The 22,487-nt window shown below is 63.9% G+C and carries 23 protein-coding genes; 11 read left to right on the forward strand and 12 right to left on the reverse strand.

What is annotated here, in order from left to right:
- Positions 1-2 precede the first annotated feature (2 nt).
- On the reverse strand, positions 3-1,274 hold the full coding sequence (tyrS, locus tag HNO82_RS04460; protein ID WP_008334706.1) for a tyrosine--tRNA ligase: 1,272 nt from the start codon (positions 1,272-1,274) through the stop codon (positions 3-5).
- A 242-nt stretch (positions 1,275-1,516) separates the two neighbouring features.
- Here tyrS and HNO82_RS04465 point away from each other — a divergent pair, with 242 nt between their 5' ends.
- Entirely contained in the window at positions 1,517-2,914 is a 1,398-nt protein-coding gene (locus tag HNO82_RS04465; RefSeq protein ID WP_008334704.1) for a M23 family metallopeptidase, read from the forward strand.
- 81 nt (positions 2,915-2,995) lie between these two features.
- Entirely contained in the window at positions 2,996-4,114 is a 1,119-nt protein-coding gene (locus tag HNO82_RS04470; protein WP_175342885.1) for an anhydro-N-acetylmuramic acid kinase, read from the forward strand.
- Between the two features lie 150 nt (positions 4,115-4,264).
- Here HNO82_RS04470 and HNO82_RS04475 read toward each other — a convergent pair whose 3' ends face one another.
- The 9 genes from HNO82_RS04475 to mpl form a co-directional block, all read right to left on the reverse strand.
- The gene (locus tag HNO82_RS04475) at positions 4,265-4,735 is read right to left on the reverse strand and encodes a glycine zipper 2TM domain-containing protein (RefSeq protein WP_008334695.1); all 471 of its coding nucleotides are present in this window, start codon (positions 4,733-4,735) and stop codon (positions 4,265-4,267) included.
- A 125-nt stretch (positions 4,736-4,860) separates the two neighbouring features.
- A complete protein-coding gene (gene corA, locus HNO82_RS04480; RefSeq protein ID WP_008334694.1) occupies positions 4,861-5,826 on the reverse strand; it encodes a magnesium/cobalt transporter CorA in 966 nt (321 codons plus the stop codon).
- Positions 5,827-6,012: 186 nt separating this feature from the next.
- Positions 6,013-6,720, reverse strand: a complete 708-nt coding sequence (mtgA, locus tag HNO82_RS04485; protein WP_008334693.1) for a monofunctional biosynthetic peptidoglycan transglycosylase — start codon at positions 6,718-6,720, stop codon at positions 6,013-6,015.
- 131 nt (positions 6,721-6,851) lie between these two features.
- Positions 6,852-7,667 carry a shikimate dehydrogenase gene (gene aroE, locus HNO82_RS04490; RefSeq protein ID WP_175342886.1) on the reverse strand — a complete coding sequence of 272 codons (816 nt, stop codon included), beginning with the start codon at positions 7,665-7,667 and terminating at the stop codon, positions 6,852-6,854.
- Positions 7,668-7,768: 101 nt separating this feature from the next.
- Positions 7,769-8,650, reverse strand: a complete 882-nt coding sequence (gene tolA, locus HNO82_RS04495) for a cell envelope integrity protein TolA (RefSeq protein ID WP_175342887.1) — start codon at positions 8,648-8,650, stop codon at positions 7,769-7,771.
- A gap of 55 nt (positions 8,651-8,705) precedes the next feature.
- Complete coding sequence (locus tag HNO82_RS04500; RefSeq protein WP_175342888.1) at positions 8,706-10,790, reverse strand: RNB domain-containing ribonuclease; 2,085 nt, start codon at positions 10,788-10,790, stop codon at positions 8,706-8,708.
- 6 nt (positions 10,791-10,796) lie between these two features.
- Positions 10,797-11,411, reverse strand: coding sequence for a chorismate--pyruvate lyase family protein (locus HNO82_RS04505; RefSeq protein ID WP_175342889.1), 615 nt, complete (start codon positions 11,409-11,411; stop codon positions 10,797-10,799).
- The gene (locus HNO82_RS04510; protein WP_175342890.1) at positions 11,411-12,001 is read right to left on the reverse strand and encodes a YqiA/YcfP family alpha/beta fold hydrolase; all 591 of its coding nucleotides are present in this window, start codon (positions 11,999-12,001) and stop codon (positions 11,411-11,413) included. Before HNO82_RS04510 ends, HNO82_RS04505 begins: the two co-directional genes overlap by 1 nt.
- On the reverse strand, positions 11,998-13,380 hold the full coding sequence (gene mpl / locus HNO82_RS04515; protein ID WP_175342891.1) for a UDP-N-acetylmuramate:L-alanyl-gamma-D-glutamyl-meso-diaminopimelate ligase: 1,383 nt from the start codon (positions 13,378-13,380) through the stop codon (positions 11,998-12,000). Before mpl ends, HNO82_RS04510 begins: the two co-directional genes overlap by 4 nt.
- Positions 13,381-13,446: 66 nt before the next feature.
- Between mpl and HNO82_RS04520 the strand changes: the two genes are divergently transcribed.
- From HNO82_RS04520 to HNO82_RS04560, 9 genes are all read left to right on the forward strand, one after another.
- Complete coding sequence (locus tag HNO82_RS04520; RefSeq protein ID WP_008334675.1) at positions 13,447-14,088, forward strand: hypothetical protein; 642 nt, start codon at positions 13,447-13,449, stop codon at positions 14,086-14,088.
- A gap of 3 nt (positions 14,089-14,091) precedes the next feature.
- Entirely contained in the window at positions 14,092-14,613 is a 522-nt protein-coding gene (locus HNO82_RS04525) for a TlpA family protein disulfide reductase (protein ID WP_175342892.1), read from the forward strand.
- A gap of 131 nt (positions 14,614-14,744) precedes the next feature.
- Entirely contained in the window at positions 14,745-15,182 is a 438-nt protein-coding gene (gene aroQ / locus HNO82_RS04530; protein WP_008334673.1) for a type II 3-dehydroquinate dehydratase, read from the forward strand.
- 124 nt (positions 15,183-15,306) lie between these two features.
- On the forward strand, positions 15,307-15,777 hold the full coding sequence (gene accB, locus HNO82_RS04535; protein ID WP_175342893.1) for an acetyl-CoA carboxylase biotin carboxyl carrier protein: 471 nt from the start codon (positions 15,307-15,309) through the stop codon (positions 15,775-15,777).
- A gap of 117 nt (positions 15,778-15,894) precedes the next feature.
- Positions 15,895-17,274, forward strand: a complete 1,380-nt coding sequence (accC, locus tag HNO82_RS04540) for an acetyl-CoA carboxylase biotin carboxylase subunit (protein WP_175342894.1) — start codon at positions 15,895-15,897, stop codon at positions 17,272-17,274.
- Between the two features lie 57 nt (positions 17,275-17,331).
- On the forward strand, positions 17,332-18,246 hold the full coding sequence (gene prmA, locus HNO82_RS04545) for a 50S ribosomal protein L11 methyltransferase (RefSeq protein ID WP_175342895.1): 915 nt from the start codon (positions 17,332-17,334) through the stop codon (positions 18,244-18,246).
- A 3-nt stretch (positions 18,247-18,249) separates the two neighbouring features.
- Positions 18,250-19,521: a DUF3426 domain-containing protein gene (locus tag HNO82_RS04550; protein WP_175342896.1), complete on the forward strand. Its 1,272-nt coding sequence runs from the start codon at positions 18,250-18,252 to the stop codon at positions 19,519-19,521.
- Between the two features lie 106 nt (positions 19,522-19,627).
- On the forward strand, positions 19,628-20,563 hold the full coding sequence (locus HNO82_RS04555; protein WP_008334666.1) for a carbohydrate kinase family protein: 936 nt from the start codon (positions 19,628-19,630) through the stop codon (positions 20,561-20,563).
- 64 nt (positions 20,564-20,627) lie between these two features.
- Positions 20,628-21,221 carry a peroxiredoxin gene (locus HNO82_RS04560; RefSeq protein WP_175342897.1) on the forward strand — a complete coding sequence of 198 codons (594 nt, stop codon included), beginning with the start codon at positions 20,628-20,630 and terminating at the stop codon, positions 21,219-21,221.
- An 82-nt stretch (positions 21,222-21,303) separates the two neighbouring features.
- Here HNO82_RS04560 and HNO82_RS04565 read toward each other — a convergent pair whose 3' ends face one another.
- Positions 21,304-21,843 carry a YggT family protein gene (locus HNO82_RS04565; RefSeq protein ID WP_034351619.1) on the reverse strand — a complete coding sequence of 180 codons (540 nt, stop codon included), beginning with the start codon at positions 21,841-21,843 and terminating at the stop codon, positions 21,304-21,306.
- A gap of 315 nt (positions 21,844-22,158) precedes the next feature.
- A partial coding sequence (locus HNO82_RS22190) for a histone H1-like repetitive region-containing protein (RefSeq protein WP_249776931.1) occupies positions 22,159-22,487 on the reverse strand: 329 nt, incomplete at its 5' end.

Here is a 22,487-nt window from a genome sequence, read left to right on the forward strand (position 1 = left end):
GCTTACGCCAGGGTGACGCGGGCGAACTTGCGCTTGCCCACTTGCACCACGCACTGGCCGGCCTCGACCTTCAAACCCTTGTCGCTGATGACGGTGCCGTCGATACGCACACCGCCCTGCTCCACCATGCGCAGCGCTTCCGAGGTGGAGGCGCACAGGTTGGCCTGCTTCAACAACTGGCCGATGCCCAGCGGCGCGCCCGACAGCGAGACTTCCGGGATGTCGTCCGGGATGCCGCCCTTGGAACGGTTGACAAAGTCGGCCAGCGCATCTTCGGCGGCCTGCTGCGAGTGGAAGCGGGCCACGATTTCCTGGGCCAAGGCCACCTTGATGTCACGCGGATTCTTGCCGGCTTCGACATCAGCCTTGAAGCCGGCGATCTCGGCCATGGAACGGAAAGACAGCAGCTCGTAGTAGCGCCACATCATCACGTCGGAAATGCTCATCACCTTGGCGAACATGGTGTTGGCCGGTTCGGTGATGCCGATGTAGTTGCCCTTGGACTTGGACATCTTTTCCACGCCGTCCAGGCCTTCCAGGAGCGGCATGGTCAGGATGCACTGGGGCTCCTGGCCGAAGTCCTTCTGCAGCTCGCGGCCCACCAGCAGGTTGAATTTCTGGTCGGTGCCGCCCAGTTCCAGGTCGGACTTCAGGGCCACCGAGTCATAACCCTGCATCAACGGGTAGAGGAATTCATGCACCGAAATCGGCGTACCTTCCTTGAAGCGCTTGGTGAAGTCATCACGCTCCATCATGCGCGCCACGGTGTAACGCGAAGCCAGCTGGATCATGCCGCGGCTACCCAGGGCGTCGCACCATTCGGAGTTGTAGCGGATCTCGGTCTTGCTCGGATCCAGCACGAGACTGGCCTGGGCGAAATAGGTCTTGGCGTTGACCTCGATCTGCTCGCGCGACAGCGGCGGACGGGTGGCGTTGCGACCGGACGGGTCGCCGATCATGGAGGTGAAGTCACCGATCAGGAAGATCACCTGGTGGCCCAGGTTCTGCAGCTGGCGCATCTTGTTCAACACCACGGTGTGCCCCAGGTGCAGGTCGGGCGCAGTCGGATCCAGACCCAGCTTGATGCGCAGCGGCTGGCCGCTTTGCTCGGAACGCGCCAGCTTTTGCGCGAATTCGCTTTCGATGAGCAGCTCATCGATGCCGCGCTTGGTAATGGCCAGCGCCTCCTGCACCTTGTCGGTGAGGGGCAGGCGGGAAGGGGCTGCAGACGTGGCAGCAGAAGCAGCAGCGGAGGTGGACTGATCGGCGTTCATCGATATAACTAAAAAATAGGCTTTTGTAGGACAGGACCGCTAAACCGTGTTGCTATAATTCCGACTTTCGTTTTTTCTGCCCAGCGCCAGGACGCGGCCTCAGAAGCTCAGCAGCAGAAAAAGCGTATCGACCCGTAGGCGATGTTTCGCGGGCGCAACACGGTGGGGGACAGGAAACGCCGCATTGCAGCCATACCCGCCATCCGCCACGGAAACGCCAGATTTTAACGTATTCGGTTTGCATGTTCCCACAAGATAAACTCAAGCACCTCTCGTCCCTGTGCTTCTCCGTGTTGCAGTCCTGCCACCACAAAGTCGCCGCCTCCTCGCCCAAGACCCGCATCATTGGCGCCAGCGCCCTGTTCCTGGCCGCCTTCACCATCGGTGCCGCCGGTTTCGCCCCGGCCGAGCCGGACCTGCGCGATGCCCCGGTCAACCCGATCTCCAAGGAACTGGCCCTGCCCAATCTGCAACAGCAGATCAGCGCGCTGGAAGAACGCTCGCAGTATTACGTCAACGAAGAGAAGGTCCGCAGCGGCGACACCCTGGCCACCCTGCTCAACCGTCTGGGCGTGGATGACGACGAGGCCACCGCCTTCATCAAGTCCGATACCCTGGCGCGCACGGTGATGCAGTTGCGTCCCGGCAAGCGCGTGGTGGCACAGACCGATGACAACGGCGAGCTCGTCAAGCTCTCCGCCACCCTGGACGACGGCAGCGATACCCCCAAGAACCTGGTGATCTCGCGCCACGACGGCAAGCTCACCGCCCAAGCCCAGCCCGCCGTGCTGGAGCGCCGCGTGGAAATGCGCGCCGGCATCATCTTCTCTTCGCTCTTCGCCGCCACCGATGCGGCCCAGATCCCGGACGCCATCGCGATGCAGCTGGTGGACATGTTCGCCACCAACATCAACTTCGCCTCCGACCTGCGCCGTGGCGACCGTTTCAACGTGGTCTACGAGACCTACTACCAGAACGGTGACCTGGTGCGCACCGGCCGCGTGCTGGCCGGTGAATTCGACAATGCCGGCAACCGCTACCAGGCCGTCTGGTTCAGCGACCCGGCCAGCAAGACCGGCGGGGGCGGCTACTATGCCTTCGATGGCAAGTCGCTGAAAAAAGCCTTCCTGAAGTCGCCCCTGGCCTTCACGCGTATCTCTTCCGGTTTCTCGATGCGCCTGCATCCCATCCTCGGCAAGTGGAAGCAGCACACCGGCGTGGACTTTGCCGCGCCGACCGGCACCCCCATCCATGCCGCAGCCGACGGTGTGATCGATTTCGTCGGCCAGCAGAATGGCTACGGCAACATCGTCGTCATCAAGCACTGGGGCGGCTACTCCACCGCCTACGGTCACATGAGCCGTTTCGCGCCCAACATCAAGAAGGGCATGAAGGTCAGCCAGAATGATGTGATCGGCTTCGTCGGCATGACCGGCTGGGCCACCGGCCCGCACCTGCATTACGAGTTCCGCGTCAACAACCAGCCGCGCAATCCGCTGTCGGTGGACGTGCCCAACACCCAGGCCCTGACGGGACCGCAAATGCAGCGCTTCCGTGCCGTGGCGGCCGAGATGCAGCATCGCATGGCCATGCTGCGCGTGCCGGGTGCGCCCGATGTGAAGCTGGCGACCATCAAATAAGCCGGGGCTGTCCGATATCCCCTGCCGGGGCGGCGCTGTAGAATCAGCGGCCGCCCTTTTCTTTTTCTGCCCTTGCCCGCCATGAACGATTCTTCCCAGTTGTATATCGGCCTGATGTCCGGCACCAGTCTCGACGGTGTCGATGGCGTGCTGGCCGCCTTCGACGGCCAGGCCGTGTCGGCCACGCTGGCAGCAGCCTACGTACCCTTTCCCGCACATCTGCGCGCCGACCTGATGGCCCTGCAAGCCGCCGGCCCCAACGAGATCGAGCGCGAAGCCCTGGCCGCCAATGCGCTGGCAGTGCATTACGCCGACTGCGTGGCGCAACTGCTGCTGCAGGCCGGCAAGTCGGCAGCCGATGTGCGCATGGTGGGGGTGCATGGACAGACCATCCGCCATCGTCCCGAACTGGGGTTCACGCGCCAGAGCAACAATGCCGCCCTGCTGGCCGAACTGTGCGCCATCGATGTGGTCGCCGATTTCCGCAGCCGCGACGTCGCCGCCGGTGGCCAGGGCGCACCGCTGGTACCAGCCTTCCATCGCGCCCTCTTCGGTGATGCGACCCAGTCGCGGGTGGTGGTCAACATCGGCGGTATCGCCAACATCAGCATCCTGCCTGCCGATGAAGAAGGGGCTTACGGTTTCGATACCGGTCCCGGCAATGCGCTCATGGATGGCTGGATCCATCTGCACCAGCACCGCCCCTACGACGCCAATGGTCACTGGGGCGCCTCCGGCCAGGTCCATGCGGGACTGCTGGCGCAATTGCGCGATGAAGCCTTCTTCCGCGCAGCACCGCCCAAGAGTTCCGGACGCGACCTGTTCCACCTGGACTGGCTGCAGGCAGCGCTGCTGCGCACCGGCGCAGCGCTCGCCCCGGAAGATGTGCAGGCCACCCTGGCCATGCTCACCGCCAGCACCATTGCCGAGGCCATCCTGGCCCATGCACCTGCGGCCCGACAGGTCTATGTCTGCGGAGGCGGCGCCGAGAATGCCCTGCTGATGCGCTTGTTGCAGCAGCAGTTGCAGGACCGCGCGATCGTGCAGTCGACGGCAGTACTGGGCGTGGCCCCGCAACATGTGGAAGCGCTGGCTTTCGCCTGGCTGGCGCGCCGCTTCGACCTGCGACTGCCGGGCAATCTGCCGGCAGTGACCGGCGCGCGCGGCTTGCGGGTACTGGGTGCGCTCTACCCGGCCTGAACCGATATCGCAGAAACGACGAAGCCGTCCGGTGCAGCATCGGACGGCTTCGTTTTATTATTTATTCTATTTTTCATTTTTCATTTTATTTCGATACCGATCAGTTCGGTATCAAAATAAAAATCGCCATTTGCAATTTGTAATTAGTAATTAGTAACGGCTGATACGACCGTTATCCAGTCGCACGCGGTCGCCCACGCGGAAGTCGGTATTGTCTTCCTGCGCAAAGGTCTGCAAGGAACCGTCACTCATGCGCACGCGGATGTTGTAGACCGGATGAGCTGCTGCGCTGTTGCGTTGGACCTGGTTACCCGCATACGCGCCACCGGCCGCACCGGCTACGGTCGCCAGCACACGGCCGGTGCCGCCACCTACCGCGTTGCCCAGCAAACCACCCGCCACGCCACCCACCACTGCACCGGCCACGCCGCTGCTTTCCTTGTGGGTGACTTCGATGGCTTCCACCACGCCGGTACCGGAATAGGCTGCCACCCGTTCATAGTTCTGCGAGGTGGGCGCAGCGCCGTAAGGCGCTTGCTGCGGACTGGCGCAGCCGATCAGCAGGCCGGCGAAACTGGCGCTGACCACGGCCAGCGAAACATAATGATGACGGATGGACATGCGATTCTCCTGTGCGGCAATGCGATGGATAGTGTGCACAGTGTGCCGCGCCTGGTGCGCGCGCGGCATCGGAGAAGCCCGGCAATGCGTGTCGGAAGAATGAGGACGTCGCCGTCAGCAGACAGTCAATTGAGCCAGCCGCGCCTACGGAAATACCAGAACGGCGCAATGGCCGACCCCACCATCAGAAGGATGGCCAAGGGATAACCGACCACCCAGTCGAGTTCGGGCATGACCCGGAAGTTCATGCCGTAGATGCTGGCAATCAGCGTGGGGGGCAGGAAGGCCACCGAGGCCACCGAGAAGATCTTGATGATCTTGTTCTGGTTGATGTTGATGAAGCCGACCGTGGCATCCATCAGGAAGTTGATCTTGTCGAAGAGGAAGGCGGTGTGACCATCCAGGGATTCAATGTCGCGCAGGATCTGGCGCGCATCCTCGAACTGCTCCGAACTCAGCAGACGCCCGCGCATCAGGAAGCTGACCGCGCGGCGCGTATCCATCATGTTGCGGCGGATGCGACCGTTCAAGTCTTCTTCGTGGGCGATGGTGTTGAGCACATCGGCGGCGGCCTGGTCGGAGAGGCTTTTCTTCAACACGCTGGTACTGACCGCTTCGAGCTTCTGGTAGATGCCTTCGAGGGCATCGGCGGAGTATTCGGCATCGGTCTCGTAGAGATCGAGCAGCACGTCGCGGTAGTCGCCGATGGAACCGGGCCGCGAGCGCGCGCGCATGCGCACCAGGCGGAACACCGGCAGGTCTTCGGCGTGCACCGAGAAGAGGATGTTGCGCGCCAGGATGAAAGCCACCGTCATGGTGGAGGACGAATCATCATCCCCTTCGAAGAGGAAGTCGGTGCGCAGATGCAGGTCGCCGTTCTCGGCCTCGAAGTAGCGGGCAGAGGCTTCGATGTCGCTGAATTCATCCTCGTCGGGCAGGGTCACGCCATAGATGCTCTTGACCCAGGCGCGCTCTTCGTCATTGGGTTCGGTCAGGTCCACCCAGACCGGCGCGGCCTGTTCCAGGTCGGTGCGGCTGTCGATGTTGACCTGACTCAGCCGTCCGTTTTGCAACACGAATACATTGATCATGGGTTCTCGCTCGGTGGAACGCGGGTGAAGTGCGGGCAGCCCGTGGCGACAGGCGCGAAACGTGCGCAAGTGTACGTTCAAGCCCCGCGCCAGGCAAGCGCCAATCCAGCGCCGACGACACGGCCGTGCTCGCCAGGGCGCACTGTCATACGGCAGTCATCTGGCTGCGGCAGCAGCGCGATCACTTCACTTGTGCGCAGGCGGCAGCGTGGCCGCATTCATGCGACGCAGGATCAGGCTGGTACGCACCGCCAGGTAGCCGGAGCCGCGATTGCGGTCGTAATAGCGCGGACGCGGCAACATCACCGCCAGCCGCGCGGCCTGCTCCGGGCCGAGACTGGCGGCACTGATGTGATAGTAATGCTGGGCCGCCGCCTCGGCGCCGAAGACACCGTTGCCCCATTCCACCACGTTGAGGTAGATCTCGAAGATGCGCTGCTTGTCCAGCAGGAATTCCAGCATGTAGGTGATGATGAATTCCTGGCCCTTGCGCAGGTAGCTGCGCTCGCCCGAGAGGAACAGGTTCTTGGCCAGCTGCTGGGTGATGGTCGACCCACCGGCCACCACGCGGCCTTTCTTCTCATTCTTTTCGTAGGCCCGTTGCAGGGCGTCCCAGTCGATACCGTCATGCTCGGAGAAATTGGAGTCCTCGGAAGCGATGATGGCGCGCTTGAGATTGTTGGAGATGCGCGCGTAAGGCACCCAGCGCAATTGCAACTGGGCTTTCGGATCCTTCTCGCGCAGCAGCGACAATTGCTGGCGCATGAAACTGGTGGACTCGGGATTGTGATCCTTCCACCACCAGATCTGCACGAAGAAGTACATCTGCAGCAGCAATACCAGTGCAATGGGCAGGACGATGATCCAGAAGAGCAGCTTGCGTAGCGATTTCATGTGCCTGTTGTTGTTCTGTTGCCGTGTTGCGTCGATCCGGGAAATTGTGTCATGGCAGGGTCCTGCAGAGCTGCAATCCAGCAGTCCTGTGGTCCTGCAGTCTTCTACAGGAGCAGAGGACTATCCTGCCCTCATTGCGACAACTGCTGGCGCAGGCTGGCAAACACCTCGGCGGTGGCCGGTCGCACGCCGCGCCAGAGCTGGAAGGCTTCGGCTGCCTGCTCGACCAGCATGCCCAGGCCATCGCGCACGCTGGCACCATGTTGCTGTGCGCTCTGCATGAATACCGTGGGCTGGCGACCATACATCATGTCGTAGGCCAGGGTCTCGCCACCATAGACCGACACCGGCAACGGCGGCAGGTCATCGGACAGGCTGGCCGAGGTGGCATTGATGATGACATCGAACACGCCCTCCAGTTCGGCATAGGCGGCACTGGTGATGGGCCCGTATTCGGCAAACTGCTGCGCCAGCTCGTCGGCCCTTGATTGGGTGCGGTTGACGATCACCAGCTGCGCCGGTCGCTGCTGCAGCAGGGGCAGCAAGGCCCCGCGCGAGGCTCCCCCGGCGCCCAGCAAGAGCACACGACGCCCTGCCAGGGCCTGGCCGGCATTGACCATGATGTCGGTGACCAGGCCGGCACCATCGGTGTTGTCCCCGAGGATGCGTCCACCCTCGAACTTGAGGGTATTGACCGCCCCCGCCAGGCGCGCGCGCTCGGTCAATTGATCGGCCAGGGCATGTGCCTCCAGCTTGAAGGGTACGGTGACGTTGGCGCCGCGCCCGCCGCGCCGCCGGAACACCTGCACCGCCACCGTGAAACCGTGCAGCGGCGCCAGCAGGCGCTCGTAGTGCAGCGACTGGCCGGTCTGGGCAGCGAACTGCGCATGGATCTCGGGCGACTTGCTGTGGGCAATCGGATTGCCGATGACGACGTATTCATCCATGGTGATGGACCTGCTCCCTCGTTGTATGTTGTTCGCTCTTCTTGGCCGGCATGGGCGGGTATTGGAGACTGCGGCCCCAGTCGGCTGCGCCGCCGACGATATCAGCCGGCACCCAGCTGTGCCTGCACACCCTCGTCGCGGGTGAAACGGAAGGTCACGATGACTTCCCACACATCATCCTTGCCGTTGGTACGCATGTTGTCCGGAAAGCGGCCAAACGGTGCCGAACGCCGCACGATGGCCACTGCCGCCTGGTCCAGTGCGGCATTGCCGGAACTGGTGCGCACCAGCACGCCGCCATCGCGCTCGTAGATGCTGCCATCCTGGAAGACCGGGATCACCACCAGCAATTCACCGTAGAGCTTCTTGCCGTCGCGGGTCGGGAAGTTCAGGGTGCCGACCTTTTCTATCTTGTCCTGCAGGGCCTTGAAGTAGCGGGCATAGCCGACTTCACGGGTGCTGGGCGTGATCTGTGTCTTCTTCGGACGCTTGTTGTATTGCTCGATGTCCTTGGCCAGTTCCGCTTCCATGCGCGCCATGGCCCGGGCGGTCTCGGTCAGGTCGCGCGCCTCGGGCTGGGGCGCGGCCACCGGCTTGTGCTGCTCGGCGCTGGCCACGTGCTGCCTTGCCTCCCGCAACTGGGCCAGCATCTTGCGCTGCTCCTGTTCCAGTTCGGCCACCTTGCGCTGCGCGGCCTTGACGCTGTCACCGCTCTGCACGTGCTGCATGTCCGGCAGCGGCGACCTGGCACGGCCCTTCTCGGCATTGCCGCCGCCATCCAGATTGGCCTGCGCCAGCGCCTGGGCGTTGACCGGCTTCTTGTCATGCTTGGCGTTGACCAGGATGACTTCCAGTTCCGGGTCCGACGGTTTGAAGCGGAAGGCGTCGGGCGCGGCGAAGTGCACGGCCAGCAGCAGGCCATGCACCAGCAGCGAAATTCCGAGCGCCAGGCTCAGCAGACGGTGTTGGGCAAACAGATTCACAGCAGATGGGGAGCAACGACGATATTCACAGCGCCAATTCTACGCCAGCACCGCGTCATTGGGCCGCCTGGGCGGACGGGTTTTCGCCCGCGTCGGCCAGGTGATCGGGCTCATCCTCCTGCGCCGGATCGGGTTCGGCGGCAGCGTCTTCATCCTGCGCTTCGCCGCCCATGGCGGCCATGCCTTCGAGCAACTCCTCGTCGTCTTCGCCCAGATCGTTGTCCAGGGTCTGGGCGGCGGCGGTCGGCACTTCCAGCAGGCGCGCTTCCACGGTCAGGTCGACTTCATCCCAGCGCAGCAGGTCCAGCTTGACCTGCAGGCCGCGCGCCAGCTGCGGCAGGCCGGGCATGCGCAGCACCAGCGGAATCTCGACCAGGCGCAGGATTTCATCCTTCAACACCACCGCTTCCACGGTACGGGCATTTTCCTGGGCCAGCCAGCGCAGACACCAGTAGCGTTCCATGGTGGACTGGAAATCGGCATAACCGGAATACGCCGCATCGAAGCCCGAGACGATGGCGAACAGATCGGCATCACGCGGCTTGAAGGGCGCCACCAGCGGCGCGGTCACGCCATGTTCGATGCAGGCCAGGATCTGCCACTGGTTGACCAGGTCGGTATAGCGGCGCAGGGGCGATGTGCTCCACGCATATTGGTCCACACCCAGTCCCTGGTGAGGCGCAGCGTGCGTGACCATGCGCACCTGCATCTTGGCCGCCCAGCCGCCTGCCCCGCCGCCTTGCGCGCGGTAGATGCCGGGGACGCCATGATCGGCCATGAGCTTGCCCCAGGTGCTGTTGGCAAAGATCATCAGCTCGGCCACGATCTTGTCGAGCGGCGCGCCACGGCGGCGGCGCACGATGCTCACCACATCGTTCTCGACGTAGAAGTTGAAGTCGACGCGGTTGTTCTGTTCCGGACGCAGCCCGAAACTCTCGCGCTTGGCCATGCGCCCCTGTTCCAGCAGTTGCACCCACTGCCACAGCAGGGCGATCTCGTCCTTGTGCGGATACTCGCCGCGATTTTCGGCCAGGGCTTCCTCGGTGACCAGCTCGTCGAGGTCGTTGTGGCGCAGGTTGGCGGCGATCGGCACCCGCTCGGCGCGGGTCTCGGTGGCCAGCACTTCCCAGTTGGCCGCATCCAGCGTGGCGTACAGCGACAAGGCCGGACGGGCGGCGCCGGCATCGAGCGTATAGGCGGCCACCAGGTCGTCGGGCAGCATGGTGATCTTTTCGCCCGGCATGTAGACGGTGGACATGCGCGCGCGCGCAAGCGCATCGATGGCGTCGCCGCGCTTGATGGCCAGGCCGGGGGCGGCAATGTGGATGCCCACGCGCAGCTTGCCATCCGGCAGGCGGGTGACCGACAGCGCGTCATCGATTTCGGTAGTGGTCACGTCATCGATGGAGAAAGCCTGCACGTCAGCCAGTGGCAGATCGGTGGTAGCGGGGGGAATCTCGATGGCCGGAAAACCGGTGCCACGCGGGAAGAATTCGTAGAGGAAGCGCGCGTAATGCAGATCCTTGGGCGAGGCCACCCCACCGGCGGCCAGCATCAGGCGTTGCGGGGTGGTCTGCAATTCCTTGGCGGCGGCGTCCAGGGCCTTGAATTCGATGCCGTTCTTGTCCGGCTTGAAGAGCAGTTGCAGGGCGATGGGGCGGAAAGCTTCGGGTAGCTTGTGCGCCTTGAGTTCTTCCACATACACGGCTTGTGCGGCCAGTTGCTGCTTCTTCTTTTCCAGCCCGGCCAGCGCGGCCTGCAACGAGGCTTGCGGGGCGGCCTTGTAGCGGCCACGCCCCTTCTTGTAGAAATAGATCGGCGCGCGATGCAGGCACAGCAGCAAGCCGGCCGCTTCCGGCGGCAGCGGGGCATGACCAAAGTACTCGGCGGCCAGATCGGTGAAGCCGAACTCTTCTTCGCCGGCCACTTCCCAGAGGAAATCCAGGTCGACTTCCTCGGCGATGGCCTGGGCCTGCTGCATCAGCTCGGCCGGGGAAGGGGCAGCGAATTGCAGCAGTGCATCGCGCGACTTGACCTTGGCGCGCTTGCCGGAGGCCATCTCGACCTGGTAGGACTCGCCCTGCTGGGTCATGATGGAGCCGGCCTTGAAGTCGCCGGATTCTTCGAACAATAAATTCATCTGCTTCTATCGCTTTTCAATCGCTACGTGGGCCGGCCGAGGACGCATCAGCACTTCCAGGGCCGGCAGGAAAACATCGGTGACCATCAGTACGCCGCCGCGCCGGGTAAACAGGGAGCGGCGCGCGAGCAAGGTGGTCGGCAATTCGGTCTCGGGCAGGGCCTGCGCAATGCGACGCATCAGCGGATGGCCGGCGCACAGCCGAGCATACTGGATGGGACTGCGCCCGACCAGCGGATCAAAGAACAAGTTGGCGCCCAGCGGGGTGGTACCCAGCTTGCTGAAAAAAGGCCAGTCGGACTTGACCGAGCCGGTGGACAGGATCGTGTGCCCGAACACCAGCGGCTGCCCGTCACCCAGCAAGATCACATCGCGCTCCACCACGCGGCTGCGGGGCGATATGCACAAGGCTTCATGCTCATCGGCCAGGATGCGGCCCGGACGCTGACGCAGCAGGCGCACACTGAAGCTTTCTGTCCGTTTCCTGAGTTTCAGGGTCATGGAACCCGGGTCCGCCAACCAGGACCGGGTGCGCCGCATCAGCTCGCCATCGGCGGCCAACAGCCCCGCCAATGCCTGCGGATGCGCCATCCAGCGCGCCTTGCGCACGGCATGCGGCATCAACGCACCGCCTTGCCGGACACATCCACACCGCAGAAGGCCAGCACCTCGTCGAGATGGTCAGCAAACTCGGCCATGCCGTGATCGCTGCCCTCGATGACGGTCTGGCGGGCACCGGGGTAATGGGCCACCATCTCGCGCCAGTCCAGCACTTCGTCGCCGGTGGCGGCCAGCAGGAAATATCGCTGGGGACGGGTGATCGCCGGTACGGCCAGAGCCAGCAGCTCGGCGATGTACTCGCGCTTGAATTCGAAGGGCTCGTCGGAGTGATATTGCGTGCTCACGCCGACATAGGATTCCAGGTCGCGCGGCGGCTTGACCGCCGGGTTGACCAGCACCGCCCGGCAGCCGGTATGCTCGGCCAGCCAGGTGGCGTAATAGCCGCCCAGGGAAGAGCCGACCACGGTCAGCCGCGCCGGGTCCACGCCGGCCACCAGCGCGCCGGCCAGGGCGATGGCACCGGCCGGTGACGCCGGCAGTTGCGGGCAAACGTAGTGGTCCTGCAATCCCAGCGCGGCCATGCGCTGCCCCATCACACGCGCCTTGAAGGACTGCGGCGAGGAACGAAAGCCGTGCAGGTACAGGATCATGCCAGCGCGTCCAGCAGTTTCTGGTGCACACCGCCGAAGCCGCCATTGCTCATCACCAGCACGTGGTCACCCGGCTGCGCGGCGGCCTTGACGGCTTGCACCAGCGCATCCAGATCGTCGAAGGCAGAGGCTTTCTGCCCCAACGGCGCCAGCGCCTCGGCCAGATCCCAACCCAGCGCATCGCGCCCGGACCGGGCGCCGAAACCGAAGACCAGGTCAGCATCCACCAGGCTGCCCGGCAGGGCCTCTTTCATCGTGCCCAGCTTCATGGTGTTGGAACGCGGCTCCAGCACCGCCAGGATGCGGGCCGCGCCGACCTTCTTGCGCAGACCGGCCACGGTGGTGGCAATCGCGGTCGGATGATGGGCGAAATCGTCATACACGGCCACGCCGTTGGCGCTGCCGCGCAGCTCCATGCGCCGCTTGACATTCTGGAACGCGCCCAGGGCCGCGATGGCCTGGGCCGCCGGTACGCCCACGTGACGGGCAGCGGCGATGGCGGCGATGGCGTTCATGCGGTTATGTTCACCGGTCAGCGACCAGTCCACCGTGCCTTGTGACTGGCCTTCGAAGAAGACCTCGAAACGGCCATCGTCGTGGGTCTGCAGCGACCAGCCGGGCTGGCCTGCGGCCACGCCAAAATCTTCACGTTCGCTCCAGCAGCCGCGCGCCAGCACGCGCTGCAACGCGGCTTCACGGCCATTGACGATGACCCGGCCGATCCCGGGCACGGTACGTACCAGATGGTGGAATTGCGTCTCGATGGCGGCCAGATCGGGGAAGATGTCGGCGTGATCGTATTCCAGGTTGTTGAGCACGGCGGTGCGGCTGCGGTAGTGCACGAACTTGCTGCGCTTGTCGAAGAAGGCGGTGTCGTACTCGTCGGCCTCGATGACGAAGAAGGGTGAAGGTCCACCGTGACCATCGCTGCCCAGGCGTGCCGAGATGCCGAAGTTCATCGGCACCCCGCCGATCAGGAAGCCGGGCTGGTAACCCGCGTGCTCCAGCACCCAGGCCAGCATGGCCGAGGTAGTGGTCTTGCCATGCGTGCCGGCCACCGACAGGACCCATTTGTTCTGCAGGATGTTCTCGCCCATCCATTGTGGACCGGAGACGTAGGGCAGGCCGCGGTTGAGGATCTCTTCCATCAGCGGGTTGCCGCGCGAGACGACATTGCCGATCACGAACAGATCAGGCTGGATGTCCACCTGGGACGGCTCGAAACCCTGGGTCAGGGTGATGCCCTGGGCTTCCAGCTGGGTGCTCATCGGGGGATAGACGTTGGCGTCGCAGCCGGTCACGGTATGGCCAGCCTCTTTGGCCAGCACGGCCAGGCCGCCCATGAAGGTGCCGCAGATGCCGAGGATGTGTATGTGCATAGCGAATCTTGGGGTGTAATCCCGCGATTTTACCTGAGGCGGCGGGTGCACCCGCTAACGAGTATGATGTCGGCCATGTCTGAATTCGAATTCACTTCCCCTACCGAGCAGCTGCGCGCCGAAATCGCCGCGGCCGCCGCTCGCATGATCGCCGAAGACGGTGCCGACTACGGCAGCGCCAAGCGCAAGGCCGCCAGACAGATCCTGGGCAACCAGAAGGTGCGCGGCGAGATCATGCCGGATAACGAGCAGATCGAAGAAGAAGTGCGCATCTACAACGAACTCTTCTTTGCCGACACGCAACCGGCGCGCCTCTTGCACCTGCGCCAGGTGGCCCTGCAACTGATGCAGGACCTGCAACAGTTCAATCCTTATATTACCGGCGCGGTGTGGAATGGCACGGCAGGTGAACATTCTGACATCCACTTGCAGCTGTTCTCCCCCAGTGCCAAGGATGTCGAGATCTTCCTGCTGAACAAGAATGTGAACTTCGAGGTCGGAGAGACCAGCCACTTCCGCACCGGCCAGGCCGTGGAGACCCTGAGCTTCCTGCTGCCCCAGCGCGGCGCCGACCCCGAACTGGCCCATCTGGCCCTGTATGACCAAGACGATCTGCGCGGCAGCCTCCGTGCGGCGCCCGGCAAACGCCCCGAGCGCGGCGATGCGGCTGCGCTGGCCAATCTGATCGACGCCCCCTCCGAGGACTGACTCATGACGAAGCTGAAAAATATCATCCTGTTGGCCGTAGTTGCGGCCGTTTGCGTGGGCGTTGGCGTCTATGTCAGCCATCGCACCAACCCGCCCGTCTCGCCGGAGACCCAGGCGCTCAACACGCTGTTGTCGCAATCGATGCCGGATGCCAGCGGGCAGACGCAGTCGCTGGCGCAGTACAAGGGCAAGCCCCTGATCGTGAACTTCTGGGCCACCTGGTGCGGCCCCTGCGTGGAAGAAATGCCGGAGCTGACGGCCTTGCAGCAGGAAATCGCGCCGGTGCAAATTCTCGGAATTGGCGTCGATAGTCAGGAAAATATCGCCAAGTTTGCGCAAAAGTACCAAATCCGCTATCCTCTCTTCGTTGCCGGAACCGGCGCCACCGATTTGCTGCGGCAATTCGGCAATCAGGCGGGCGGTCTTCCGTTCACTGCTCTGGTGGGCAAGGACGGCAACGTCAAGAAGGTCTACCTGGGCCGCATCAAGTTCGATGAACTGCGCGCCGACCTGGCACAGCTCTGATCCTGGAGTCACCTGCGAGGCCACCTGGCCGCCGTGCCAAACGCAAATCCGTGAAAAGAAAGTTTTTCTTGCCAAATGATGGTATTTGACGGCAAAATGCGCGCATCGTCGTCAAACGGAGCTTAATCTCCATGGCAAAACAGCTACTCCTGCTCAATGGTCCGAACCTCAATCTGCTCGGAACCCGGGAGCCGGAAGTCTACGGATCGACCACGCTGGCCGATATCGAACAGCGTGCCCAAGAACAGGCCCGCGCCGCCGGGGCGCACCTGGCGAGCTTCCAGAGCAATCACGAAGGCGCCCTGATCGACCGCATCCACCAGGCGCGCCTGGAGGGGGTCGATGGCATCATCATCAACCCGGGCGGACTCACGCATACCAGCGTGGCCCTGCGCGATGCGCTGGCCGGCGTGGCCATTCCCTTCGTGGAACTGCATATCTCCAATGTGCACCAGCGCGAGGAGTTCCGGCATTTTTCCTACCTGTCCGGCATCGCCCGGGCAGTCCTGTGCGGCTTCGGGGTGGACGGTTATCGCATGGCCGTCGACTACTGGCTGCGTCAATCCTGACGGCGGGCTGCCCCCGCTTCGAACGGATCGCTTCACGTACTGCAAGACCCAGACTGAACCCGCCGGACGCGACAGAGCGCCGGCGCTTCGTTAACACTACTTATCTACATTCCGAGGGATTCAAATGGATTTACGAAAACTCAAGACGCTCATCGACCTGGTTGCTGAATCGGCCATCGAAGAGCTGGAAGTCACCGAAGGTGAAAGCAAGGTCCGCATCGTCAAGTCTTCCCCGAATGCCCAGAACCAGGTGGTGATGGTGCCGCAACAGCAGGCCTACGCGCCGGCCGTCGCCCCCGTGGCCGCTGCCGCGCCTGCTGCGGCCCCCGCTGCCGCACCGGCGGCCCCGGCCGTGCCGGAAGGCCATATCGTCAAGTCGCCCATGGTCGGCACCTTCTACCGTTCCTCGGCACCGGGCGCACCGGCTTTCGTCGAAGTGGGCAAGGAAGTCAAGGAAGGCGATACCCTGTGCATCATCGAAGCCATGAAGCTGCTCAACGAAATCGACGCCGACAAGGGTGGCGTGGTCAAGCAGATCCTGGTGGAAAACGGCCAGGCCGTCGAGTTCGGCCAACCGCTGTTCGTGCTGGGCTGATTCCCGCCACAGCAGTCCCTGGCCTGGCAGCAACGGCCGCCGCGCGGCACATGCCGGCTGCCGCGGCCCGGCTCCGGAACCTATAACGCTTGAACCTGGCGACGCCTCATTCCTGTTATGTTTGAAAAAATCCTCATCGCCAACCGTGGCGAAATTGCCCTGCGTATCCAGCGCGCCTGCCGCGAACTGGGCATCAAGACCGTGGTCGTGCACTCCGAGGCCGACCGCGAGGCCAAGTACGTGAAGCTGGCCGATGAGTCGGTCTGCATCGGCCCGGCCCCGTCGGCCCTGTCCTACCTGAACATGCCGGCCATCATCAGCGCCGCTGAAGTCACGGACGCCCAGGCGATCCACCCCGGCTACGGCTTCCTCTCGGAAAACGCCGATTTCGCCGAGCGCGTGGAACAGTCCGGCTTCGTCTTCATCGGTCCGCGCGCGGAAAACATCCGCATGATGGGCGACAAGGTCTCGGCCAAGCAGGCCATGATCCGTGCCGGCGTGCCCTGCGTGCCGGGTTCGGAAGGGGCACTGCCGGACAATCCCAAGGAAATCGTCCAGATCGCCCGCAAGATCGGCTATCCGGTCATCATCAAGGCTGCCGGCGGCGGCGGCGGTCGTGGCATGCGCGTGGTGCATACCGAAGCCGCGCTGATCAATGCCGTGACCATGACCAAGACCGAAGCCGGTGCCGCCTTCGGCAATCCGGAAGTCTATATGGAGAAGTATCTGGAAAATCCGCGCCACGTGGAAATCCAGATCCTGGCCGACGAGCACAAGCAAGCCATCTGGCTGGGCGAGCGCGACTGCTCCATGCAGCGCCGCCACCAGAAGGTGATCGAGGAGGCTCCGGCACCGGGCATCCCGCGCAAGATCATCGAGAAGATCGGCGAACGCTGCGCCGAAGCCTGCCGCAAGATGAACTATCGTGGCGCTGGTACCTTCGAGTTCCTGTATGAAAATGAAGAGTTCTACTTCATCGAGATGAACACCCGCGTGCAGGTGGAACACCCGGTGACCGAGATGATCACCGGTGTGGACATCGTGCAGGAACAGATCCGCATTGCCGCCGGCGAAAAACTGCGTTACCGCCAGCGCGAAATCGAACTGAAGGGGCATGCCATCGAGTGCCGCATCAACGCCGAGGATCCGTTCAAGTTCATCCCCTCGCCGGGCCGCATCACGGCGTGGCACGTGCCCGGTGGTCCTGGCATCCGCGTGGATTCGCATGCCTATTCAGGTTATTTCGTGCCGCCCAACTATGACTCCATGGTCGGCAAGGTGATCGCCTATGGCGCCACCCGCGAACAGGCCATCCGCCGCATGCAGATCGCGCTGTCGGAAATGGTGGTGGAAGGCATTTCGACCAACATCCCGCTGCACCGCGAACTGATGGTCGATGCGCGTTTCTTCGAAGGCGGAACCAATATCCATTATCTGGAACATAAGTTGTCGGAACGCCCGACGGCGCCGGAAGCGGACAAGTCCCTCAAGAAGTAAATCGCAGCACATCAGCAACAACGCAACGCAAGAGCAAAGGCAAAGGTAGAGGCAAGCATGGCTTGGGTAGAAATCGTCATCGAAGTGGCGCGCGAACAGGCGGAGGCATTGTCCGACGCCCTGATGGACTCTGGCGCCCTGTCGGTGTCGGTGGAAGATGCCGATGAAGGGACGGACGCCGAGCGTCCGCTCTTCGGCGAACCCGGCATGGAGCCGGAAACGGCCGCCTGGGATCGCAGCCGCGTGGTGGCCTTGGCCGGCAAGGATGCCGACCACGCCACCATCGTCATGGATGCGGCCAAGGCCATCGGCCTGGACTATGCCCTGCCCTTTGCCACCCGCAGCGTGGAAGAGCAGGACTGGGTGCGCCTGACGCAATCCCAGTTCGAGCCCATCCACATCGGCCAGCGTATCTGGGTCGTGCCCAGCTGGCACGAAGCCCCCGCCGATCCGGATGCCCTGGTGCTGGAACTGGATCCGGGCCTGGCCTTTGGCACCGGCAGCCATCCGACCACGCGGCTTTGCATGGAGTGGCTGGAAGCCAATGCCACGCAAGCCCGCACCCTGCTGGACTACGGCTGCGGCTCGGGCATCCTGGCGCTGGTCGCCGCCAAGATCGGCGTACCCCAGGTGATCGGGGTGGACATCGATCCGCAGGCGCTGGAGTCGGCCCAGCACAATACCGCCCGCAATCATTGCAGCGCCGCTTATTACCAGCCCGAACCCTTCGCCGAAGCCCATCCGGAAGGGGAACGCTTCGACATGGTGGTGGCCAACATCCTGGCCGGTCCCCTGCAACTGATGGCGCCTATGCTGGCTGGCCGCGTGCGCGCCGGTGGCTCGCTGGTGCTGTCGGGCGTGCTGGATCGCCAGGCGCAGGAAGTCATCGCCACCTATGCTCCCTACATCGCCCTGACCGTGTGGGCTGAACATGAAGGCTGGGTGGCCCTGGCGGGCCGCCTGCCGGAGTAATCCATGGCGCTGGCGACCCAGTGTCCGCACTGCCTGACCATCTTCAGGGTCGCCAGCGACCAGCTCAAACTGCGCGGCGGACTGGTCCGCTGCGGCAACTGCCGCCAGGTCTTCAACGGTAACGAATTCCTGGTCGAGGCCAGCGTGGCCGACGGTCATTACCAGCCGGCGCCGGGCAGCAAGGCCCAGGCCGGCATGAGCACGCCGCCCCCATCGCCCCCCGCACCGGCGGCAGCCCCCAGTGGCCCCGCCAACAGCCCCTATGAACAATCTGGCGCGCCGCTTGCCGCGCAGCCGGTTCCTGTCGCGCCCGCCGCGCAGACGTCCGTTCCAGAGGTGAACGTTCCTGCTGCACAGCCCACTGCGCCCGTCGCTCCCTTGGCGGCCGCGCCTGCGGCCATCCCGGTCATCGCCGAGCCCAAGGTCTTCCGCTCGCCCGCCAGCCCTGGCTACCTTCCCGACCTGGGAGCAAGCTTCAAGCCTGCCGCGCCGGCCGCAGAGATCCCCGCGGATGAGCAGACCGCCCGCCCGACGACACCGCCCGAGCCAGCCCCGGACAGCGGCGCCCTGCTGCGCCGCTCGTCTGCCGACGCCGAAGAGATTGTCGCGCCGCCCGAGGTGGCCGCCGTCTTCCGCATCGATGATGAACCCGTGTTGCACGAGGTGGCGCAGTCCGAGGAGGCATTCTCCGCCCTTGACGAACCGTCAGGGCAGGAACAGGACGACGCGCAAGACCACGAGCCCGCCGCCGAGCCCGGCTTCGTCAGGCGCGCTGAGCGCCGCGCGCGCATCAGCCAGGTCATGAAGATGGTGATGATGGTGCTGGCCGGCGTGATGGTGCCGGTGCTGCTGCTGCAATCGCTTTATTACTGGCGCAATCCGCTGGCCGCAGCGGTGCCGCAACTGCGCCCCATGCTCAACGGCATGTGCGTGGCCTTGCATTGCACCGTCGGCCTGCCCACCGAGATCGACCGGCTCTCGCTGGAATCCAACGAACTGCAGGTGGTGCCGCCCAACCAGAACGTGTATGCGCTCTCGCTGGTGATGCGCAATCGCGGCATCAGCGCCCAGGCCTGGCCGCATATCGAGCTCACGCTCAACAATGACGACGAAAAGGCCGTGGTGCGCCGCGTCTTCCGTCCGCGTGACTATCTGGCCGACCCGAGCCAGGCCGACAGCGGCATCGGCCCCGAGAGCGAACAGCAGATCAGGATCAACTTCGAGCTCAAGGAAGCGCTGGTCTCGGGCTATCGCATCTATCTCTTCTATCCCTGATCGTCACCGCCCTGCCTGAACACGAAACGACTTGCGTCAGGTTCGGACTGCACGCCGCTTTTCTTCTACAATGCGGCATCATTCACTCACAAGTCCCGACCACCCCATGAGCTCCCTGATCTGCGGTTCCCTCGCTTACGACAACATCATGCAGTACGAGGGCCGCTTCGCCGAAGCCCTGCTGGCCGACCAGTTGCACAAGGTCAACGTCTCTTTCCTGGTGCCGACCATGCGCCGCGAATTCGGCGGCTGTGCCGGCAACATCGCCTACAACCTCAAGCTGCTGGGCGGTGAGCCCATCGTGATGGCCACTGTTGGCCTGGACAGCGCGCCCTACATGGAGCGCTTTGCGGCGCTGGGCATCTCCACGCAATGCGTGCGCCAGATCGAGTCTTCCTTCACGGCCCAGTGCTTCATCACCACCGATGCCGACAGCAACCAGATCACCGCCTTCCACCCCGGCGCCATGACCTGGTCGCACGAGAACAAGGTGGCCGATGCCGGCCCGGTCAAGTTCGCCATCGTCGCCCCGGATGGCCGCGACGGCATGCTGCAGCATGCCCAGCAGGCCGCCGAGCTGAACATCCCGCTGATCTTCGATCCGGGCCAGGGCATGCCGATGTTCGATGGCAACGACCTCAAGAACTTCATCGACCTGGCCACCCACGTGGCCGTCAACGATTACGAAGCCGAGCTGCTGACTGCGCGCACCGGACTGTCGCTGGCACAGATCGCCGAGCGCGTCACGGCCCTGGTGGTCACGCGCGGTGAACTGGGTGCGGACATCTTCGTGGACGGCAAGCAATATGCCATCCCCTGCGTACCGGCCGACCGGATCGCCGATCCGACCGGTTGCGGCGATGCCTTCCGCGCCGGCATGCTGTTCGGCCTGACCGAAGGCTACGACTGGGAAACCACGGGACGCCTGGCCAGCCTGATGGGCTCCATCAAGATCGCTTCGCAGGGACCGCAGAACCACGCACCGTCCAGGGCCGAGATCGAGGAGCGCTTCCACCAGGCCTTCGGTTATCGTTTCGGCTGATGTGCCTGCCTGCCGGCACGACACTGCGTGAGGCCGGCAGCATGACCCACCAAGGAGATCGACCATGCTGAGCCCTTCCTCGTTTGCCATGACTGCCGGTGCTGCCGCCCGCCTGCGCCGCTGGTGCGGTGCCTCCCTGCTGGTGGGGGTGGCCCTGTGTTCGCAGGCCGCGCTGGCGGCACTCAAACCCGGGGACAAGGCGCCCGAGTTCTCGGCCCCGAGTTCACTGGGCGGACAGGTCTCGACCTTCACGCTCTCGGAGGCGCTCAAGAAAGGTCCGGTGGTGCTGTACTTCTACCCGGCCGCCTTCACCTCCGGCTGCACCATCGAAGCCCATCTCTTCGCCGAGGCCGTGGACCGCTACAAGGCCCTGGGGGCAACCGTCATCGGCGTGTCGGGCGACAATATCGAGACCCTCAACAAGTTCTCCGTCAGTGAATGCCGCAGCAAGTTCGCCGTGGCTGCCGATGTCGACAAGAAGATCATGAAGGCTTATGACGCCCAGTTCCTCAAGGTGACCGGCTATGCCAGCCGCACCTCCTACGTCATCACGCCGGACCATGCGATCCTCTACGAGTACACCGACATGAATCCGGAGAAGCATGTGGAGAACACCATGCAGGCGCTGGAGCAATGGTCGGCCAGGCAGAAGCGCTGACCGCAGAAGAGCAGGCAGACAGCAAAAGAGCCGGACGATGTCCGGCTCTTTTTGCGTGTGGGGAGAAGCCCCGGCAGTGCGCTCAGAACATCCCGAAGAGCAGGCCGCTGACCACCCGCACCGCGATCTGCAACAGGATCAGCAGCACCAGGGGGGACAGGTCGACGCCTCCGAGCGGCGGGATGATTCGGCGCAGCGGACGCAGCAGGGGATCGTTCAGGGCGCCCACGAAGGGCGCCAGCGGCGCGTGCGGGTTGACCCAACTGAAGACGGCCTCGATGATCAGCGTGGCCATGAAGCCATAGCAGATCCATTCAAAGAAGCGCTCCAGCGCTACCAGGAAGATGAGTTTGAAGTCGAAGCCCGACTGCAGGCCCAGGATGGCGATGATGGACAGCAGCACGATGAGGAAGGCCCCCACCAGGCTGGCCCAGTCGTAACCGCCGCCCGGCATCACCCGTCGCAGCGGACGCACCAGCCAGTCCGAGAGCTGGTAGACGAACTGTCCCACCGGTTGCGGCGGACGCACGCGCACCACCTGCATCCAGAAACGCAGCAGCATGACACCGGCCAGGATGCTGGCGACGGCGTTGACGATCATCGTGAAAATACTAAGCAGCACAGGGATCTCCATCAGTGAGAGGCAGGGCACATACTAGAGGGCAAGCAGCGGCGGCGCAATCGCCAGCGGCATCTTGCATCACGCGCTGCCGTAGTGCGCAGACAAACCGGGGCGCCGCGTGCGAGCATACCCGAGCTTTCATATATTGTGCCATTGCGACGAATTGCCAGAGCAATCCAGCGCATCAAATCGCCATCACCGGCGCAGAGTGAGCGCCGTGGCAGCGGATCGGCCGGGCATAAAAAAACCGCTGCATGGCGCAATGCCATACAGCGGCCTTCAGTCTGAGGGGATCAGACTAGACGCGCGCCGATCTTACGGACGGCCAGCGCCGGTCGGGAACGGCCATGCAGCGGCCGGGTTCAGCACGGTCTTGGCGGCCGGTGCTGCGGCTGCCGGCTTGGCGGCTGCCTTCTTCGGAGCGGCGGCCTTCTTGGCGGCTGCCTTCGGTGCTGCAGCTGCCTTGGGCGCTGCGGCCTTCGGAGCGGCTACCTTCTTGGCGGCTGCCTTGGGAGCGGCCTTCGGTGCTGCAACCTTCTTGGCGGCGGCTGCCTTCGGTGCTGCAACCTTCTTGGCGGCTGCCTTCGGCGCTGCAACCTTCTTGGCTGCTGCCTTCGGTGCTGCAACCTTCTTGGCTGCTGCCT

The sequence above is a fragment of the Herbaspirillum sp. C9C3 genome (genome assembly GCF_013359625.1).
Classification (GTDB): Bacteria; Pseudomonadota; Gammaproteobacteria; order Burkholderiales; family Burkholderiaceae_D; genus Herbaspirillum.

What these genes read in the sequence shown, in the direction of transcription:
- HNO82_RS04500 (WP_175342888.1), bottom strand. Translation starts at nt 10,790, where the DNA reads ATGAATTTATTGTTCGAAGAATCCGGCGACTTCAAGGCCGGCTCCATC.
- aroE (WP_175342886.1), bottom strand. Translation starts at nt 7,667, where the DNA reads ATGGATGAATACGTCGTCATCGGCAATCCGATTGCCCACAGCAAGTCG.
- prmA (WP_175342895.1), top strand. Translation starts at nt 17,332, where the DNA reads ATGGCTTGGGTAGAAATCGTCATCGAAGTGGCGCGCGAACAGGCGGAG.
- HNO82_RS04510 (WP_175342890.1), bottom strand. Translation starts at nt 12,001, where the DNA reads ATGATCCTGTACCTGCACGGCTTTCGTTCCTCGCCGCAGTCCTTCAAG.
- HNO82_RS04520 (WP_008334675.1), top strand. Translation starts at nt 13,447, where the DNA reads ATGTCGGCCATGTCTGAATTCGAATTCACTTCCCCTACCGAGCAGCTG.
- HNO82_RS04475 (WP_008334695.1), bottom strand. Translation starts at nt 4,735, where the DNA reads ATGTCCATCCGTCATCATTATGTTTCGCTGGCCGTGGTCAGCGCCAGT.
- accB (WP_175342893.1), top strand. Translation starts at nt 15,307, where the DNA reads ATGGATTTACGAAAACTCAAGACGCTCATCGACCTGGTTGCTGAATCG.
- accC (WP_175342894.1), top strand. Translation starts at nt 15,895, where the DNA reads ATGTTTGAAAAAATCCTCATCGCCAACCGTGGCGAAATTGCCCTGCGT.
- HNO82_RS04560 (WP_175342897.1), top strand. Translation starts at nt 20,628, where the DNA reads ATGCTGAGCCCTTCCTCGTTTGCCATGACTGCCGGTGCTGCCGCCCGC.
- corA (WP_008334694.1), bottom strand. Translation starts at nt 5,826, where the DNA reads ATGATCAATGTATTCGTGTTGCAAAACGGACGGCTGAGTCAGGTCAAC.
- HNO82_RS04555 (WP_008334666.1), top strand. Translation starts at nt 19,628, where the DNA reads ATGAGCTCCCTGATCTGCGGTTCCCTCGCTTACGACAACATCATGCAG.
- mtgA (WP_008334693.1), bottom strand. Translation starts at nt 6,720, where the DNA reads ATGAAATCGCTACGCAAGCTGCTCTTCTGGATCATCGTCCTGCCCATT.
- HNO82_RS04465 (WP_008334704.1), top strand. Translation starts at nt 1,517, where the DNA reads ATGTTCCCACAAGATAAACTCAAGCACCTCTCGTCCCTGTGCTTCTCC.
- HNO82_RS04470 (WP_175342885.1), top strand. Translation starts at nt 2,996, where the DNA reads ATGAACGATTCTTCCCAGTTGTATATCGGCCTGATGTCCGGCACCAGT.
- tyrS (WP_008334706.1), bottom strand. Translation starts at nt 1,274, where the DNA reads ATGAACGCCGATCAGTCCACCTCCGCTGCTGCTTCTGCTGCCACGTCT.
- HNO82_RS04525 (WP_175342892.1), top strand. Translation starts at nt 14,092, where the DNA reads ATGACGAAGCTGAAAAATATCATCCTGTTGGCCGTAGTTGCGGCCGTT.
- HNO82_RS04505 (WP_175342889.1), bottom strand. Translation starts at nt 11,411, where the DNA reads ATGCCGCATGCCGTGCGCAAGGCGCGCTGGATGGCGCATCCGCAGGCA.
- HNO82_RS04550 (WP_175342896.1), top strand. Translation starts at nt 18,250, where the DNA reads ATGGCGCTGGCGACCCAGTGTCCGCACTGCCTGACCATCTTCAGGGTC.
- mpl (WP_175342891.1), bottom strand. Translation starts at nt 13,380, where the DNA reads ATGCACATACACATCCTCGGCATCTGCGGCACCTTCATGGGCGGCCTG.
- aroQ (WP_008334673.1), top strand. Translation starts at nt 14,745, where the DNA reads ATGGCAAAACAGCTACTCCTGCTCAATGGTCCGAACCTCAATCTGCTC.